Annotated in this window: 14 protein-coding genes; 5 read left to right on the top strand and 9 right to left on the bottom strand. The window is 39.9% G+C overall.

What is annotated here, in order from left to right; all coding sequences use genetic code 11:
- Nucleotides 1-1,878, bottom strand: coding sequence for a propionyl-CoA synthetase (locus tag AC1EU2_RS01435; RefSeq protein ID WP_480296207.1), 1,878 nt, complete (start codon nucleotides 1,876-1,878; stop codon nucleotides 1-3).
- A 171-nt stretch (nucleotides 1,879-2,049) separates the two neighbouring features.
- Here AC1EU2_RS01435 and AC1EU2_RS01430 point away from each other — a divergent pair, with 171 nt between their 5' ends.
- From AC1EU2_RS01430 to AC1EU2_RS01420, 3 genes are all read left to right on the top strand, one after another.
- Entirely contained in the window at nucleotides 2,050-2,781 is a 732-nt protein-coding gene (locus AC1EU2_RS01430; RefSeq protein ID WP_480296206.1) for an SDR family oxidoreductase, read from the top strand.
- Nucleotides 2,781-3,377: a LysE family translocator gene (locus tag AC1EU2_RS01425; protein WP_480296204.1), complete on the top strand. Its 597-nt coding sequence runs from the start codon at nucleotides 2,781-2,783 to the stop codon at nucleotides 3,375-3,377. Before AC1EU2_RS01430 ends, AC1EU2_RS01425 begins: the two co-directional genes overlap by 1 nt.
- A 155-nt stretch (nucleotides 3,378-3,532) precedes the next feature.
- On the top strand, nucleotides 3,533-4,129 hold the full coding sequence (locus tag AC1EU2_RS01420) for a LysE family translocator (protein ID WP_480296202.1): 597 nt from the start codon (nucleotides 3,533-3,535) through the stop codon (nucleotides 4,127-4,129).
- Here the strand turns inward: AC1EU2_RS01420 and AC1EU2_RS01415 are convergent.
- From AC1EU2_RS01415 to dinG, 8 genes are all read right to left on the bottom strand, one after another.
- Entirely contained in the window at nucleotides 4,115-4,609 is a 495-nt protein-coding gene (locus AC1EU2_RS01415; RefSeq protein WP_480296200.1) for a chorismate mutase, read from the bottom strand. The genes AC1EU2_RS01420 and AC1EU2_RS01415 overlap by 15 nt on opposite strands.
- Before the next feature lie 125 nt (nucleotides 4,610-4,734).
- The gene (locus AC1EU2_RS01410; RefSeq protein WP_480296198.1) at nucleotides 4,735-7,140 is read right to left on the bottom strand and encodes a S8 family serine peptidase; all 2,406 of its coding nucleotides are present in this window, start codon (nucleotides 7,138-7,140) and stop codon (nucleotides 4,735-4,737) included.
- A 567-nt stretch (nucleotides 7,141-7,707) separates the two neighbouring features.
- Nucleotides 7,708-9,540, bottom strand: a complete 1,833-nt coding sequence (locus AC1EU2_RS01405) for a DUF885 domain-containing protein (protein WP_480296197.1) — start codon at nucleotides 9,538-9,540, stop codon at nucleotides 7,708-7,710.
- Nucleotides 9,541-9,641: 101 nt separating this feature from the next.
- The gene (locus AC1EU2_RS01400) at nucleotides 9,642-10,550 is read right to left on the bottom strand and encodes a histone deacetylase family protein (protein ID WP_480296196.1); all 909 of its coding nucleotides are present in this window, start codon (nucleotides 10,548-10,550) and stop codon (nucleotides 9,642-9,644) included.
- Nucleotides 10,547-11,218 carry a DUF2057 domain-containing protein gene (locus AC1EU2_RS01395; protein ID WP_480296195.1) on the bottom strand — a complete coding sequence of 224 codons (672 nt, stop codon included), beginning with the start codon at nucleotides 11,216-11,218 and terminating at the stop codon, nucleotides 10,547-10,549. The genes AC1EU2_RS01400 and AC1EU2_RS01395 overlap by 4 nt, the downstream gene beginning before the upstream one ends.
- 11 nt (nucleotides 11,219-11,229) lie before the next feature.
- Nucleotides 11,230-11,892: a primosomal replication protein gene (locus AC1EU2_RS01390; protein ID WP_480297053.1), complete on the bottom strand. Its 663-nt coding sequence runs from the start codon at nucleotides 11,890-11,892 to the stop codon at nucleotides 11,230-11,232.
- A 5-nt stretch (nucleotides 11,893-11,897) separates the two neighbouring features.
- Entirely contained in the window at nucleotides 11,898-12,665 is a 768-nt protein-coding gene (locus AC1EU2_RS01385) for a sulfite exporter TauE/SafE family protein (RefSeq protein ID WP_480296194.1), read from the bottom strand.
- 7 nt (nucleotides 12,666-12,672) lie between these two features.
- Nucleotides 12,673-14,745, bottom strand: coding sequence for an ATP-dependent DNA helicase DinG (gene dinG / locus AC1EU2_RS01380; protein ID WP_480296193.1), 2,073 nt, complete (start codon nucleotides 14,743-14,745; stop codon nucleotides 12,673-12,675).
- Nucleotides 14,746-15,000: 255 nt separating this feature from the next.
- Between dinG and AC1EU2_RS01375 the strand changes: the two genes are divergently transcribed.
- Nucleotides 15,001-17,352, top strand: a complete 2,352-nt coding sequence (locus AC1EU2_RS01375) for a DNA polymerase II (protein WP_480296192.1) — start codon at nucleotides 15,001-15,003, stop codon at nucleotides 17,350-17,352.
- A 124-nt stretch (nucleotides 17,353-17,476) separates the two neighbouring features.
- Nucleotides 17,477-18,655, top strand: a complete 1,179-nt coding sequence (locus AC1EU2_RS01370; protein ID WP_480296191.1) for a porin — start codon at nucleotides 17,477-17,479, stop codon at nucleotides 18,653-18,655.
- Nucleotides 18,656-18,902: the final 247 nt, after the last annotated feature.

The raw sequence follows: 18,902 nt of genomic DNA, 5'->3' as shown, positions 1-18,902 counted from the left end.
TTATAAGGATCGTAGCTGTTGTTTAATCTCGTCAAGTATCGCTGGGTCGTCAATTGTTGAAGGAATGACATATTCTTGCCCATCTGCCATTTGCCTCAACACTTTGCGTAAAATCTTACCTGAACGTGTTTTTGGGAGCCTTTCGACAATCAGAGCTGCTCTAAAGCAAGCAATTGCACCTATTTGCTCTCGAACTAATTGCACTAATTCTTTTTGAATCGTTTGATGTTCAAGTTCGACACCATTTTTTAATACGACAAGGCCAAGTGGCAATTGACCTTTAAGTTGATCTTGCACACCAATCACAGCACATTCAGCAACGGCATAATGTGAAGCAACGATTTCTTCCATCTCTCCGGTTGAAAGCCGATGGCCAGCGACATTTATTACATCATCGGTTCTACCCATAATGAATAAGTAGCCGTCATCATCGATGTAACCACCATCACCGGAAACATAGTAACCAGGGAACTGTTCCAAATATGAACGACGAAAGCGTTTAGAGTCTCCCCAAATGGTCGGTAAGCAACCTGGTGGTAACGGCAATTGAATGGCGACAAAACCTTGTTCGTTAGTCGTAAGTTTTTCACCAGATTCATCCAAAATATCAATGTTAAAACCTGGTACCGGCATCGTTGCTGAACCGGGTTTTGTTTCCATCATTTCGAGTCCAACAGGGTTAGCAGCAATAGGCCAGCCAGTCTCAGTTTGCCACCAATGATCAACGAGTGGTAAACCCGTTTTTTCTTGTAACCAGTGGTAAGTTGGTGGATCTAAACGTTCTCCAGCGAGATATAGACGTTCTAACTTACTGAGATCATATTTTTTTAAGAACTCAGCTTCAGGATCTTCTTTGCGAACAGCACGAAATGCCGTGGGAGCGGTGAACATTGTCTTTACGTTATGTTCAGCACACACTCGCCAAAATGCCCCTGCATCAGGTGTTTTGACAGGCTTGCCTTCATAAATAATCGTCGTGCAGCCGGTTAAAAGTGGTGCATAAACTATGTATGAGTGGCCGACTACCCAACCAACATCAGAGGCTGCCCAATACACATCACCGGGTCCAACGCCATAAACGGTTTCCATTGAGTAGCGTAATGCAACGGCATGGCCACCATTATCACGTACGACGCCTTTCGGTTTCCCTGTTGTACCTGAAGTATAAAGAATATAAAGCGGATCAGTACCTTTTAAGGCAACAGGCGCGGCTGGTGATGCTTTTAAGGTCAGTTCTGCCCAATCTAAATCACGCCCTTTAATTAGCTTGGCATTAATCTCTGGACGTTGAAGAATGACACAATGAGACGGTTTGTGCTCTGATTGTTCGATAGCATCATCCAATAATGGCTTATACGGTAAAACCTTATCTACTTCGATACCACAAGAGGCTGAAACAATGACTTTAGGCGTAGCGTCTTCAATTCTAACGGCTAACTCGTGGGGAGCGAAACCACCAAATACCACTGAATGTATGGCGCCGAGACGAGCACAGGCCAACATAGCAACTGCCGCTTCTGGTACCATGGGCATATAAATGACGATACGATCACCTTTTTCGACGCCCAGATTTTGCAGTGCACCAGCAAAGCGAGCAACTTGCTCGGTGAGTTCTGAATAGGTAATTCTTTTGATGGTATTGGTTACTGGGGAATCGTAAATAATGGCATCTTGATCGCCACGACCTTGTAAAACATGGTAATCAAGTGCTAAATAAGAGGTGTTAAGTTCACCGTCGGCGTACCACCGATGAAATCCCTCAGCATCTTGAGATAAAGGTTGAACAGGTGATTTATACCAGTCAATCAATCCCGCTTTTTGATGCCAAAACGCTTCAGAATTCTCTATTGATTGAAGGTATTCTTCTTGGTAACTCATATTCACACCCACTTTAACTTTCATCCATCGTCGATTCAGTGTAGTGAAACCTTTGAGTTTGAAAATTAGACAAAGGTCGAAGAGAGTCGGTGAGTTTTAAATCGCTTTGACAAAAAGTAACATTAAGGTTCGTGTTATAATTCGCACCCCCACAATTCAACAAGGAGATATATGGATAAAGTTGTCGTGGTTACAGGAGCAAGCAGAGGAATAGGTGCCGCAACGGCAATATTACTTGCAAAAAAAGGCTATAAAGTTTGCATTAATTATAAAAACAACCGTAAGTTGGCTGAACACATAGTTAATTCCATTTCTCATCAGGGTGGTTTTGCCAAATCTTTTCAAGCTGATGTTTCAAAAGAAGTCGAAGTTAAAAAGCTTTTTGATTTCACAAATACCGAATTAGGAACCGTTACTCATTTGGTGAATAACGTTGGTATCCTTCAACAACAATCCAAACTCGTTGAATTAACTGAACAACGTATCAATCATATTCTTTCAAACAATGTCACCAGTTACTTCTTATGCTGCAAAGCGGCATTGGCAACAATGACAAATGGTAGTGCTATCGTAAATGTGGGTTCTGCTGCATCACGACTTGGAGCACCCAATGAATATATTGATTATGCGGCATCTAAAGGAGCGGTTGATTCATTAACGAAAGGGTTGTCTTTAGAGTTAGCGCCGCAGAATATTCGAGTAAATTGTGTTCGACCAGGATTAATTGAAACAGATATTCATGCCGATGGAGGTGAGTCGGAAAGAGCTATTCGCATAGGTAAAACACTCCCACTAGGTCGAAGCGGTAAACCAGAGGAAGTTGCGCAAGCGATCGCTTGGTTATTATCTGACGAAGCATCATTCGTAACGGGCTCGTTTATTGATTTAGCAGGAGGAGCATAATGCTCGAAGCATGGGTTTCACTGGTTGTAACTTCTTTATTGTTATTGGGTTCTCCGGGACCTGCACCTTTAGCATTGGCCGCCGTTGGTGCAACTGCAGGAGTCAAGAAAGGTATTCCCTTTTTAATGGGGATTTTGAGTGGCTTAGTTGTTGCTATTACGTTTGCCGCAGTTGGTCTAGCAACGTTATTCGACCATTACCCATATGCTAAGTTGATATGTGAGGTTTTAGGTGCGATATATATTTTGTTTGTGGCCTATAAAATTGCATCTGCTCCTGCTTTACCAAGCGCTAGCGATATCGAAGTACCAGATTTCAAAGATGGCTTTATTCTAAATTTATTAAACCCTAAAGCGTATGCGGCATTTTTAGCGGTTTTTGCACAATTCTTATTACCTTATTCGAGTGACATCACAAGTTACTTGATGACGGCGATAGGGTGCTTTCTCGTTGCAGCATTCGTTGATTCATTATGGTTGATGGCTGGTGGAATATTAAGACCGTTTTTAAGCGATCCTAAAAAGTTGAGAGCCACACGGATAGCTTTTGCTGTAATCATGGTCGTAATGGTGATTTACGCTTTATTCTTTTCTTAACGGATTAAACAACAGAGGTAGAATATTATTGAGTGCGGCGTTGCTTATTTAGATACATTATCACCTATTTTATGGTTATTATCTGACTAGAGACCATATACGGCCTCTAAGCAACATTTCAAAAGTTTGATTTATTGTTCTTGTGGAGGAGCTTAATGCTTGAAGCTTGGTTTTCACTGGTTTTCACAGCATTCATGTTATTAGGTTCCCCTGGCCCTGCATGCTTGGCTCTTGCGGCCGTGGGGGCAACTGCTGGTGTTAAAAAAGGCATTCCTTTTTTACTTGGCATCCTGAGTGGTCTGACTATAGCCATAACCCTTACTGCTGTTGGCTTAGCGGCATTGTTCGAACATTATCCATATGCCAAATTGATTTGTGAGAGTATCGGAGCGCTCTATATTCTGTATGTCGCCTATAAAATGGCGTCTGCCCCTGCTTTATCCAATGATAATGATGTTGACGTTCCTGTTTTTAAAGAAGGCTTTATTCTTAACTTACTTAATCCCAAAATTTATGCATCGTTCTTGGCTGTCTTTGCTCAATTTTTATTACCTTATAAAACCGCAACCATGAGCTATTTAATGACGGCTTTAGGGTGCTTGCTCGTTGCCACGACGGCAGGATTGGTGTGGTTAATTGCTGGTGGTGTGTTGAGGCCGTTTTTGAGTGAACCCAAAAAGTTGCGAGTAACTCGTATAATCTTTGCTGTCACTATGGTTGTTATGGTGGTTTATGCTTTATTTTTCTCTTAATGAATTAAGTGAGGAGAGGAGCATATCTAATTGAACTTGGGTAATACCAAGCGCACTCAATTGGTTCTTAATGTGTAGCGGCCAACCCTTTTTATATTGATTTTGATTGTTTGAAAGGTCGATAAATACCTGCTGAGTGATTGAGTTCAGCTCTTGTCTTAACTGATTTAATGACATAAATGTTTGTGGGTTTTTATTCTTACTCATTTCTTGTTTTTGAACCTGTTTACAGCTCAGTATTAATTGCTGAGTGAAAGCTAAAACAGACTTTGAATCTAAATGATATTCCTCCGCTTTTTGTTGCGCTGCAGAAAGCACCTTTTGTTCCTGTTTTACGTTTGTGATTGGCAGATGGTGTAGAATTTTATAGTGAGCAACATCAACACAAAGATTAAGTCTTTGTGCAATCAGGCTTTCAACGTCATTTGCTAAAGCGGAAAATGAAGTCAATATCAGTAAAAAACAAAGTACATGTTTCATAAATCAAGGACGAAAAAAAGGGCTACCTAATTACATGATAGCCCCTTCAACTTCAAGTTGGGAGAGTAAACATTGCTTCTTACAACCTTACCTTACGACAATGCTTCATAAAATAAGGATATTCTTTACTGGAAGCTCAGTGTCCAGCTATTGATTGTACCGACATCACGACGTGCATTATCTACGGCTTTCAAAGTCCAAGTACCGGATGATTCAACACCTGAAAAGTCAGCAGTATACGTTTGAGCGATATCGTTCGAACCACCACCATCGTTAGCATGAAGAACGGCGAAAGCTCCTGTTGGACTAACTAGACGAACTTCTAAATCACCAATGTACGTATGACTAATATCTACCGCTACAGTCACTGAGCCTGAATCGCCAGTACGTGTTACGTTGATAGGGCTAGATACACCAGCAGCATTATTGTCTGGAATACTGTAGTTTCCGTTGTTGGTATAAGATGCTGCGCCACCTGGAGGGGTTGTCGACCCTTCAGTGAAATCAGCTTGTAACTTCACACCACTGAATGTTGAATAAGCTCGAACCATCACATAGTAAGTGCCAGATTGCACATCTGAATCGCTCACAGGGCAGCTTTCATTATTACCATTCTTCCAAGGACGGCAATCATAGTCATTTGTCGTCGGTGCAGAGCCATATTTCACATATAAATCCGCATCACCATTACCACCGCTCATAACAATGCCAAGGTCAGTTGCGCCTGCTGGTACTTCAAGTGTGTAGTGAAGTTCATCACCTGTACTTGCCTCAAGATTCATTTTAGCCACACCATTCTCAAGTTCAGAGCCACCTGTACCTGGATCAGTTGGGCCATTACAGGATGCATCAAGGTATTCTTTAGCAGCAACAGCGTCGACTAAACCGAAACCTGTGCGATTATCACGACCCGCCACATCAATATCCTCTGCTGTTGCATTAAGTGCAGCACGAACTTGAGCGCCAGTACACTGAGGGTGATAACTCCAAACGAGTGTAGCGACACCAGCAACATGTGGCGTGGCCATCGAAGTACCATTGTAGTATTCGTAATCTTCGCCAGCAGTCACATTTACGGTTGCTGTTTGCCCAAGTTGGTTGCGTAATGCTAGACCTGTTGCACGATCGACTGACACAGAAATATGTTGTTGCGCCGTATCTCTGTCGACATCAAATGGGTTTTGTAGTCCTGGGCGAGCAGTATTACTGTATACGATAGTTGCTCTTGCACCAGCGTTCTCACAGGCTTCTACAGCATCATAATCTGGAAAAGAGCCACCGCCTTGATTGCCAATACGTTCTACAAGACAGACTTTATTGAACATGTTGCCACAGCTGTAGTTTGAACCGGATACCGAACATTCTGAGAGTTCACCAGAGAAGCTGCCGTTAATTGGGCTAGGACCAAAACTTGTTCCTTGAGGTACGAGGCGTAAATGAGGAACAATGCCGTCATCGAAATACGATTGCCCACTGATTGTAATGTCAGCCAAACGACCTTCACCAACAGAAACTGTCGATAGAATGGCTTCACCTGGACCTGAGATTTCAACTTGATTAGTAAATTGAGAGAATTCAGCATGCTGTTTATTACTGTCTACAGCGCCTACCGACATTACAGCATCGTAAGATGCTGGGTAACTATGATCGCTATTTCCGTCGTTACCAGCAGCGGCAATTAATAACACACCGTTGTTTGCATGAGCCTGTAGTGCATTGCGCTCTGTGGTATTTGAGCCTGCTCCACCCAAGCTCATATTAACGACGTTGGCACCTGCATCAACACAGCGGTCAATGGCGCTGACCAAGTCAGATGAATAACCCCAACCACTAGAATTAAATACTTTGATCACGTGAACATTGGCATTTTGGTTTGGCATTACACCAACAACACCTTCACTGTTGTTAATGGCTGCAATGGTACCTGCTACGTGTGTCCCGTGGGCATTATTTGAACCTGGATCATACCAATTGCCAGTACCAGAGTTATTGGTACCAGTTACTTGATTTCCGCTTAAATCGTTATGGTCAATATCATAACCAGAGTCGATGATACAAACAGTACGATTACCAGCTTGAGAATCGTCTAATGACGTCGCACCAACATAAGTTTGACCCCATGGCGTAGTTTCTGAAAGCAGCCTACGTGGGCTGTCTTCTTCAACAAATTCTACGTCGACTCGGCTTCTTAATTTGAGTAACGCAGAGTCGTTTAACTCTGCGGTATAACTTCTAGAACGCCCAATTTGCTTCATTTGGCGAGCCTGAACACTGCTCATTGCTTTCATATGATTCGAGCGCTCAAATGATCTTGGGGAAGCCGAAACCGAACTTGTTGCGATTGAATCACTGGCTAAAAAAGAAGCCGACTCCGCATTGCGAAATTTAATGATGTATCGCTTAGGTAACGGTGATTCTTGGCTGAAACCGTTATTTAATGGATTTACAGAGTTTGCATTTGCAACTGTAGCGACTGCCATCGCTATAGCTGATAACCCCAATGCAACATTTTGCCTCGTTTTATTTTTCATGCGTGATTTCCCTATTATTTGGAATTCTCAACCTGTACTGAAGCGTTTTGCTTTCTCACTTCTGTGGTTATTTAGCAGCTTATAATTAGAATTTTTGTTAATTGATTTTGCTGCTGGATTAAAAAAATAGAATGATAAACCTAAAATGTAAACAAAATGTAAAATTAGAGTTTTCTTAATTAGAAGCTGTTAAATCATCATAAGAACAAAAGAATAAAATGAAAAAAATGATGACAAAACATAGGCTTTTACTGGGTTTAAGAAGCAATGATTAAATGATTCTATTGAATTCTTCTTGATTGTATATTTAATGCAATCATAGAGAGGGCTAAAATTATTCTATGTAAAACATAAGGATGTGATTTTATGTTAAATTTATATAACAAAAGGTAATTAATTATAACAAATGTTGTTTATTTAGATGTATGTACTGTAAATCTGAGGTTTTAGTGATATTTCTGTCGATTTAATGTCGTTAGTCAAAATATTGATTCATTAAATAACTGCGATTACCCACTGCAAGTTAAGTGGCTCTTAACCAATAATAAGGTAAGAGCCATTCAATAGTTAGATACTTTGTCCTACATTTTTATCTTTAATCCAACCATCAACAAGTCTTTCGAGAATAGACAGCGGAACAGGACCGTTCTTCAAAACAACATCATGAAATTCGGCAAGATTGAATTTATCGCCTAACTGAGACTTAGCCTTTTCGCGTAATTCAAGGATTTTCATCATGCCAATTTTGTATGAAGTCGCTTGACCGGGCATTACAATGTAGCGTTCAATTTCAGAAACAACATCACTTTGCGTCATACCAGTATTGGCTTTCATGTATCCAATAGCCTGTTCACGGGTCCAGCGTTTATGGTGAATACCGGTATCTACAACTAAGCGCACAGCTCTAAAAAGCTCAGCTTGTAAACGGCCAATGTTATCCTCTGGTTTTTTCTGAAACCCTAACTCCCATGCTAATTGCTCAGCATACAGTGCCCAGCCTTCGCTGTAAGCTGTGAAGCCCCCCATTTTTCTAATGAACGGCAGTCCTTCGAGTTCTTGAGCTATTGCAATTTGGAAGTGGTGACCAGGTACACCTTCATGATAAGCCAGTGTTCTCATACTGTAAGTTGGTGTAGCTTTGATGTCGTAAAGGTTGGCAAAAAAACGTCCAGGTCGGGTGCCATCGAGTGATGGCCCTTGATAATACGCGCCGGGAGACGTTTTCTCTTTAAATTCAGGAATACGAACTACTTCCATTCCGGCTTTCGGGCGAATGTTGAATGCATCATCAAGGTCTGCATTAATTTCGTCTAGAATCGTTTGATAGTCTGCGAGGATTTGTTGACGGCCTTCATCAGTATCAGGGTAATAATACTTTTCATTGTCGGCCAAAACTTCAATTGCTTGGGTGAAGTTATCAGCATTGATATTGAGCTTTGTTAACTCGGTAAGAATCTCACCTTGAATGCGATCTACCTCAGTTAAGCCTAAACGATGAATATGTTCAGCGGAATAATCTGTTGTTGTGAAAAACTGCAGTGCTTTTTTATAGGCTTTATCACCGTTCGGCAGGTTCCAAAAGCCATGATCGTTGCCTGTTTTAGGCTCAAGCTGTTCAAAGTAGGTGATTAGTTGATTGTAAGCTGGATGAATGCTCTGTTTGATAGCCTGATGAGTTTGTTCTAACACCCTTTGTTTTTCTTGGCTTTCGATGTCACTGATCTTTTCTAATTTGTTTTCTAAAGAGGAATAAAGAATGTTTTCTTTGATAGGCTTTTCTACAAAGTTTCGCATTTCTTCTAAAACACGCTCAACAACGAATTTTGGAGGTAAAATGCCTTTGTCTTCTCGGATCTTTAGTCCTTCTATATTTTGAGAAAACTTAACAGGTAGCTTATTAAGACGAGATATATAGTTTTCTGCATCTTCAATGCTGTTTACTTGATGCTGAGCTTGCATGAAGCTTGGGAAACCATTTTGTAGACCGAAAAGTTGGTTTACTGGGTAATTATGATGACGATATTCGTAGGAAGAGTTTAAAAAATTTAAAAGGTAAAGTGAGATCTCTTTACTTAACTTATCTGATTCATTGAGGTCGTTATTATCATAATTGTTGAGCAATGTTTGAATTCGATTGGCAGTTACAAACATTTTCTCTAGCTGTTGAGGTCTGTCGTCATCAAGTTCAGCGTTATGACTTGTAATGCCAATTGACTCTAGAAAGCCCAAAGAAGTCAGTGTTTCTGGGCTATCAAAAGCAATTTTCATCATTTCTCTGTCGAGCAGAGAGCGCATCATGAACGGTTTGTCCGCATACCATTCATGAGCGGCAAAACTGCCTCCAAGTGCAATAGTTACAGCAACGGCAATACCAGTGCCTTTTAGAATTTTTTTAATCATTGTCATCTCCATTTCTGTTAACTAAAAGTTAACATTTGTCTATTTGGAGAATCAATGTCGAAAAAGTAACAGATGATTACAGTCGGGCTAAGATCATTCACTTACTGGCCAAAAACGTGGTTAGCAGCCTTAAATAATTGATAATGTCGATTTACTAACTCAGGTCGATTTCTACTGTAGCCACCACCAATTACTGCAGCTATTGGGGTTTCATGTTCTTTTGCAATTGAAAAAACATTTGTATCTCGTTTATAGATGCCATCGTCACAGATATTTAAATATCCAAGATCGTCATCTTTATGGACATCAACACCCGCATCGTAAATAACGAGGTCTGGTTGATGAAGTCGAATTAGATACTCAAAAGTTTGAGAAACTGTTTCTAAATAGGGGAGGTTAGGCGTCTCTTTTTCAAGTTCAATATCGTAATCAGAATCCATTTTTCGAGCAGGGAAGTTCTTACCACAATGCAAAGAACAGGTAATAATACCATCATGATTTTGCCCCAGTGATGCAGTGCCATCACCTTGATGGACATCGCAGTCAAAAATGAGAACGGTCTCCAAGCCATTGGTTTTCTGCATCTCAGTAGCAGCAAAGATTAAATCGTTGAATAAACAAAACCCGCTGCCGAAGTCGTAATGAGAGTGGTGATAACCGCCACTTAAATGTAATGCGCAGCTGTGTTCAAGAGCAAGTGATGCGGTTAGTCGAGTTCCAGCAATAGAGTGAAGTGTTCGTCTGATTAATCCTTTCGACCATGGAAAGCCAATCCGTCGCATGACTTTAGCATCGAGCTTACCATTGATAAGTTGATCTACGTAAATTGGGTCATGAATGGCAAATAACTCTTCAGGACTAATGGGTTCTGGAAAATGAAACTGTTCAGGTTGGGCGAATTTGCTTTCCAGCAGGTATTCATAAATGTCCTGATACTTGGTTGTTGGAAAGCGGTGAGTAGGAGGTAACGCAAGCTCAGAATAACTTGCGTGATAGACATATGGGATCATTTATTATTTTGTGTTTGAAGCCAGATTAAAAAGTTTTGTCTTGATTTGGCGTCGGCCTTGTTCCACCAATATTTCAGCATTGCTTCATTATCCACTGTTGCACTCGCTTTTACAGCGGTTGTTGATTCAGTAATCTCATGGGTAAGAGCTTGTGTAGAGGCTTGAACTTTATGAACTGTTGTTTGCTGTACTGCATAGGCTTTAACGTCTTTGCGGGCTTCGCCACCTAACATTTCACCTAATAGAGAGCCTTCATTAAATTGGGTGTTTTTAACTGAATAAACCACTTTGCCATTATCGACTCTGCGAATCGTAATTTTTGGGTTTTTGGCGTATTTATCTGGATCATTATTGAATTGAGGGCCAAGACCAGCTAGTTGATATTGGTTTAATCCATCCACAAAAATCGAAACGATAAAAGGATGGGATTTAATATATCCATGACTCCCAGTGATGTCATCTTCATAGAGATCATTAAAGCGCATCGCAACTTTATGCTCACCTTCAGCAAGCTTTATTGAAGATTTACGATTGAGTAATGAAGAATTTATTGGGTTACCATCGACAGCCAAAAATTCAAATTCACTTGGAATAGATAACTGGCTGGCAAATGCATGGGTTGCAAATGAAAGTAACAGTAGTGATGAAATCGAAATCCATTTTTTCATACTTATTCTCATTAAAAGTCTTTTTTGTAATTTGGTCGCTCAAATAATTGTATTCTATCTTCTATATAAGAGATAGCTTGTCTGCACTTACCCAATCTTTTGTGCATATCAAGAATTTCATGTTGTAATTTGAGTTTATCTCGAGCAGAGCAGTAATCCAATTTCTGATTAGATTCTTGGATTTTTTCTTCAATTCTACTTGCCCAGTTCAAATGTTTATTCAGCTCAGCATAAAGCTGGTGACTGTTCTGCATTACATTACTGGCTATCCACTCAAAACCCGAGTCATTATGCTTTTTTTGCTGTCGTTTCAAGTAACTGCTTCGGGCAGTAGAGCGTTTATGCCTTTCTGATTTTAAATCAATAGCTGTAGTGTTGAGAGCTCGTTTAACGGCAGAAAATTGGTCTTGAATATGAAGGCAACTTGTTTCAATTGCGTCTTTATTTATACCCGCTTGTAAGCGTTTATCGAGCATATTGATGCTGTGTTTTATCTGATGAACACAAGCAATAAGCTTACCTCCATTTTGATGGAATAGACCAGAGTTGAAGCGACCATTATTTTGCAACAGCTTTTGTTCGTTTTGTGCAAGGTTGCTGTCGTGTTTCAGTACCTCTTGCTCAAGTCTACCTAGCTGTTCACGAAGTTTTATGATCAACTGCTGTTGATTGATACTCATTATAGCCAAGCGCTCCATGCTAAATGCAGAGACATAAACAATACCACAGTAATAAAAATAGGTTTAATAAATGGAGAGCCGAAACGAATCGCCACTCTTGCACCGACGAATGAGCCAGTCATCATAAATAAACCAAGAACAATACCGACGAGATAGTTCACCTCATCTAAAGCAATGAAGACCATTAAAGCTGTTAAGTTGCTGACTAGAGTCATGGACCTTGCTAAACCGCAGCTATTAAGAAGTGGAAGCCCATAAAATTTAGACGTTGATATTGTCCAAAATGCTCCGGCGCCAGGACCAGCAAAACCGTCATAGCCCCCTAAAGCAAGACCCATTAGCCATTGATGTAGCTTGCTTGGGCTTTTTTTAATCATTTTGGAATTTTGGGAACCTATCGCATTAGGATTGATAAGTGAATAAACAGCAACAGCAATAATGATGATGGGAAGAATTTTTATCAGCCATTCATTATCAATGGCTAGAACCAATGCACTACCTAACACCCCACCTACAAAGCTTGCAATTGCGGTGTGGTACCATAGTTTTGGGCTAAACAACTCTTGTTTGAAATAGGTCAATGATGAAGTAAATGAGCTGAAGCAAGCCGCAACTTTATTGGTACCCAAGGTTAAGTGAGGTGGAAGCCCTAAAGAAAGCAATGCTGGAATAGACAATAGCCCACCTCCGCCAACTACGGCGTCAATGAAGCCTGCACTGATCCCAACCAGCGCAAGCATAAACCAATGTCCGACTTCTAACATCATAAATAAATTACTCTACTACTCTACGAAATGGAGGTAAGGCATCCAAAAGCGATTTTCCATACCTTTTAGTGATTAATCTTCTATCTAAAATGGTCACTCTGCCATAATCTTGTTCTTTTCTGAGAAGGCGCCCGCAACTCTGAATTAATTTGCGTGATGCATCCGGAACAGTTAACTGTATAAAAGGATTGCCCCCTTTCAATTTAATGTATTCGGCATGTGCCTGTTCAACTGGTGAAGTAGGGACCGCAAAAGGCAGTTTTGTGACGATAAGATTCGTTAAATAGTCACCAGGTAAATCTAAACCTTCTGAGAAACTGCCGGTTCCAAAAATGATACTTGGTAGGTTATCATCGCAGAGTTGGTAGTGCTGTTTGAGCAGTTCTTGTCTTGGTTTTGTGCCTTGAACCAGCAAAGGTATTTTTAATTTACCTTCGATTAGTTCGATAACCTTGTCCATTTGCCAATAAGAGGCAAATAGAACCAGTGTCGCCATTTCACCTTCTATTAATTTAAGAATTTGCTCTGCTAATTCCTCTGTGTAGTCGTCCGCAGTAGGTTCAGTACGCATTTGAGGTAAAAACAATGTGGCATTGTTTTCATAATCAAATGGTGATTGTAATGCTAGGTAACGACTGCCATCGTTAAGTGATAGACCGACCTGATGACAAAAATGTTCAAATTTATTTAAAGCGCGTAATGTTGCACTACATAAAACGACACCTGCGGCTTTTTTCCAAAGCATTGTTTCTAGCATAAAGCCAACTTCGATAGGCGAGGCTTGGAACAAGTAATCTGATTTTTTTCCAGAAATTAATTCAGCCCAACGAGCAGAGGGAGCCCCCTTCGGACTGTCCTCTTTAGCTATGGCTTTCCAAAGCTTGGCAACCGACTCAAGGCGTTGCAACATAAAACCAGCTTCAGTGAGGAGTTGTTCTGCCAGGTGCTTAGGAATTTCCCCGTCTTTAATCGACTCACTTAAAATAGACTGAATTTTATTAAATTGTTTTAGAGCTTGATTTGACTCTGTTGCTAAATTTTCAGCAGGAATTTTAAGTGTTTCTGGTATTTGCCCATGCTCAAAGCGCCAGCGAGACTCGGGATTATTGAAAAACTTAAGTTGCGCATCACAAAAATGACCCACTTGGTTGAGCACTTTGACCATATCTGCAATATGATCTTGTAAATTCTGAGACGGTGAGATGACCTGATCACTGCTAATTTGGCTCTGCAGTTTGGCCACTGTTTTATTAAACTTCTCTAACCAATCAGCTGTACCACGGATAGTAGATTGTGCACTGGAAAAATCTCTCGCTACATTGGGTAAGTGATGTGCCTCATCGATAACATAGAATACATCTTCAGGATCCGGCAGGATCACGCCACCGCCCAGTTCTAGGTCAGCAAATAGAAGGCTATGGTTGACGATGAGAACATCCCAAGAGTCGACTTCTTCTCTGGCACTGTGGAACGGACATAGTCTATGAGCGGCTATGGTGCGATGGCAGCTGTGTTTGTCAGATGAAATCTGCTGCCACATATGATCAGGTAAATCGACAGTTAATGTATCTATTTCACCATTCCATTTGCCTTCATGATAATCACGCAGCAGTTTTTGCAAAATTTCAATTTGGTGTTGATCAGGCTTTGTTTGCCACATGGCCATTTGAGTACCATTATCTTCGCCAATCAGCATTTCTAACTTAGATAAACAAACGTAGCGTTGACGGCCTTTCACCAAACCAAATTTAAAGTTGAGCTCAGATTGTGCCAAAAAGAAAGGTAAATCTTTATGGAGTAGTTGCTCCTGAAGCGCCACCGTTGCCGTAGCAATACACACTTTTTTCTTTTGTGCTAAAGCCAGTGGGATCGTGCCGAGCAAATAAGATAATGATTTACCAATGCCTGTTCCAGCTTCGACCACAATAATTCGACGATCCTTATCATATTCGCCCGCGAGTGTTTTCGAGATCTCTGCCACCATATAATTCTGCTCCCTGCGAGAGACAAAATTGGGTAGTGCAGCTGCAATACCTTTATAGATAGTGCGTATTTGTGTTTTGACCTTATCTGCGAGCATGATTATGTTTGTAGCTTCCTTATAAGTGTGCTGTATATAATAACAGTTTTATATAGCTGCATGGAATGACAATTAATTATAGATAATTGAATGTTTAGAGCTTTTAGTTAGGGAATAAAGCGAATTCAGTGGAATAGAGGTTAAGTTCATTTATTCAAGTTAATGTGGCATGGCATTTCATTAAGTAAGGTTTATCACCCCAGAATTGAGTTAATTATCTAACTGGTTGTATTGCATGTATTTAAAGAGGGTTAAATGTCTTCATCATTAACGACAGTTTCAGGGCAAGTATTAACACGTAGAATTAATAAGCTTCGTGGGCAGCATTTTATTGAATACTTTGTTGCTACGTCTTCAGGACCTGTTTTAGTTCGAGTTGATGATGCTAACTGGGTATGTTTCTGCAAGACAAATGACTTTTCTAAGTTATTCAATCCGGACATTGGAAGTCGTTATGTATCTAAGTCGCTTCCATTGAAAGATTTTAATGGCGATGAAGTTACCGCTATTTATACAGAAAGCCGACAGGAACAAGTCAAAGTTAAAGACATCGCCGATAGGCTAAATATTCCGTTATATGAGACTGGCATCAAGCCTGAACATCGTTATTTATGTGAACGTGAAATTGCCTTCGATGCTGAGTTTTTAGGCAGTTATATTCACTCATCAAGTACTGATATTAAGCAATTTCGGGCACAAAGAGTGCGCCCAATCCAAGCCTCTAAAAATTATCCACTTAAAAGCATCTCGTTAGACTTCGAGTGCAGTCCACAGAGTGAGCTTTATTCTGTGGGCTTGTACGCCGAAGGCTATCAAAAAGTCATTATGGTAGGTGAAGAGCAAGTCAAGTCACCTGAATACGTTGAATGGGCTCTCGATGAACGAGAGCTCATAGTAAAACTGATTGCTTGGTTTCAAGACTATGATCCTGACATTGTTATCGGTTGGGCTGTGATCACATTTGATTTAGCATTACTTTACAAACGAGCACTGGTTCATAGCTTACCTTTAACCATCGGTAGAGCGTCTTCTAAGTTGAGCTGGAAAGTTGAGGGTAAATATAGACCTGAAACATTGTCATTGCCGGGGCGAGTTGTATTGGATGGTATTGATTGGTTAAAAGCCGCTTTTTATAAATTCGAAAGTTTCTCATTAGAAAACGTCTCAAGAGAATTACTGCATGAAGGTAAGGCTATCGATGATGTTAAAGGACGAGGGACCAAAATTGCAGATATGTTTGAACATGACAAATTATCTTTAGCTCATTATAACCTAACGGATTGTAGGCTCGTTTGGGACATTTTTGAAAAAACTGATTTATGGAACTTTGCTATCGCACGAAGCCAATTGACGGGTTTAGAGTTAGGTAGGACAGCAGCTTCGGTTGCGGCGTTTAACAACTTATATTTTCCAAAATTACATAAAGCTGGTTATGTCGCACCTCAATCAGCGGTTAGCGATGGCTTAGAGTCACCCGGCGGCTACGTAATGGATTCGATTCCTGGTTTGTATAACAACGTATTGGTGCTCGATTTCAAAAGTTTGTACCCCAATATTATCCGAACTTTTTTAATTGATCCAAAGGGGTTAGTTGAAGGGTTAAAGGAGGCAGACAATTCGGTTGCTGGATTTTTAGGGGCAAAATTCAGTAGGAAGAGCCCAATATTGCCGCAGTTAATTGCAAATCTATCAGAACAACGTGAAATTGCAAAACAAGAAAAAAATGCGCCTTTATCACATGCCATCAAAATTATAATGAATTCGATGTATGGCGTGTTAGGTACACCAAGCTGTGTGTTCCATGATGCAAAGCTCGCAAGCTCTATCACTATGCGTGGTCACGAGTTGATGAAGCAGACAAAGCATTGGATTGAAGAGTTAGGTCATACAGTGATTTATGGTGATACGGATTCTACATTTGTCTGGGCTGGTGATCATGAAAATCCAGATGTATTGGGGGGAGAGCTTGCTGAGCTAATTAATAAAAAATGGAAAAATAAGCTATTAGAAAAATATGACCTAGAGAGTTATTTAGAGCTTGAATTTGAAACTCATTTTGATCAGTTCCATATGCCAACATTGAGAGGCTCTGAACTCGGAAGTAAAAAACGGTACGTCGGCACAAAGAAAACAAAAGAAGAAATAGAAATTGTATTTAAGGGAATGGAAAACGTTAGAAATGATTGGAGTAAACTCGCAAAACGTATTCAGTTTGAGCTTTATCAACGCCTATTTCTAGGTCAAAAGTTAGGGCGGTATTTGAGCCAACAAATCGAAATGCTTAAATCTGGGAAATTAGATAATGAACTCGTGTTTAAGAGAAAGTTAAGTCGGAATGTTGAAGAATATACGGCTAAATCCTCACCACATGTCAGAGTCGCTAATCAATTGTATAAACATACTTCTGATACTAAATTCTTAAAGCGTGGTGCGACCATAAAATACGTGAACACTCTACAGGGGCCGCAGTCCATTTCGTATCGAAATGCTGAAATTGACTACGACTATTATATAGAAAAACAAATTATTCCGATTGCTGAATCATTGTTTGATATAACGGGTGAAAATCTCAATTCGGCGTCGACTGGACAATTGTCAATGTTTTAAAGCATTAACTATCTTTAATTCATTTTAGCTTGTACTAACCTACTGATTTAGGTTAATTAATAGTTGGCTGGAAGTACTTTAAAACAAAAAGGAGAAATATAACGAATCAAATAAGGTGAGAAGAATGAAGCAAGCCGCAATAATCGCGACAGCCGTTATGGCCATTTTACATCCAATTTCTGCATCCGCGGTATCCCTCTTAAAAGACAAGAATAATACAATTGATGGCAAGGGCATTTTTGGCGTTGCTGTTGTCAATACTAATAATGAAACCCATCTAGTCAGTGCTGGCTCAAGAGTGCATCTTGATGCAACACACAAATTAAAAGACGATTTAACTATATTTGGTACGTTTGAGTGGGGAGTCAATATTGTTGGTGATAACCAAATTGCATTCAATAACGATAGCTTAGTAGAAAAACAGAACAGTGACTTTTTCTATAACAGAGAAAGCTATGTCGGATTCAAGAGCCCCAAGTACGGCAGTTTAGCATTCGGTAAATTATATGGAGCCTGGTTTGATGTCGTACAAGATACTGACAACGGGGCCGTATGGGACGGTAACGCCGCAGGTTCAAATACTTACTTAAGTGATGGTAACGTTAATGGAGTTGGAAGAGCTGAACAAGCGATTCAATATCGCAATCAGTTTGGCGGCCTGAGTGTTGCATTACAAATGCAAGTTATGAACGACAAGTTTTCAATGGCTGACTTAAATCCATTTCCATTCTCACATAATATGAATTCACCAGTAGAAAAATATTCTGTTGAATATGGGAATACTTATGGTGTCGGTTTACGGTACAAGTTTAACCCTTTATTTACCATAACAGCAGGGTATAACCGTGGAGAGTTTGACCTAACGAATAAAAATGGCGCATCAATAAATAAAGTTGATGATATCTATGGTGGAGGTGTAGTGTTTGGTAATTGGCTTAAACCGGGATTCTTTGCTGCAGCCAACTATAGTATTGGCCACAATCACGATGTCGATAACATTGGCAGACTGTTACCGGAAACTAAAGGGTTAGAATCTTCATTATCATATCTTTTTGATAACAATTTCAGAGTCTATGTTCAATATGACGACTATAACGCTGGGCAAGAATATCAACGCGCTTACCACGGTGATAATTTTGAACGTAAAAATGTTATCACAAGTTTACAATATCAATATGATCAACAATTGTTGATTTATGTTGAGAACCGAACTGACTTAAGTGACTTCAAAGGCAAGCATGAACAAGCTATGTCTGTTTATGATGATGATGGTGTTGCAGCAGGATTCAAATATATCTTTTAAATTAACAGCATACGGCATAACTAAGTTGTGCCGTAATGCAAATTATTTTCTTTCCTACCTAATATTCCAATTTAGTATTAACCATATCTAAAAGTGCATAAAAAACACTGTTCAGTGTAATAATTAAATAAATTGTTAAGTAATGTTGAATAAATGTTTCAAATGTGATTTTATTGCGTCATTCAATGAAAACATATGTCAAAAATGTGTTTTATGTTGGAGTAGCTTTCTAAATTTTTACATTTAG

This window comes from Parashewanella sp. 2304DJ23-3, assembly GCF_056591695.1.
This window is presented reverse-complemented; position numbering and strand designations above follow the sequence as displayed.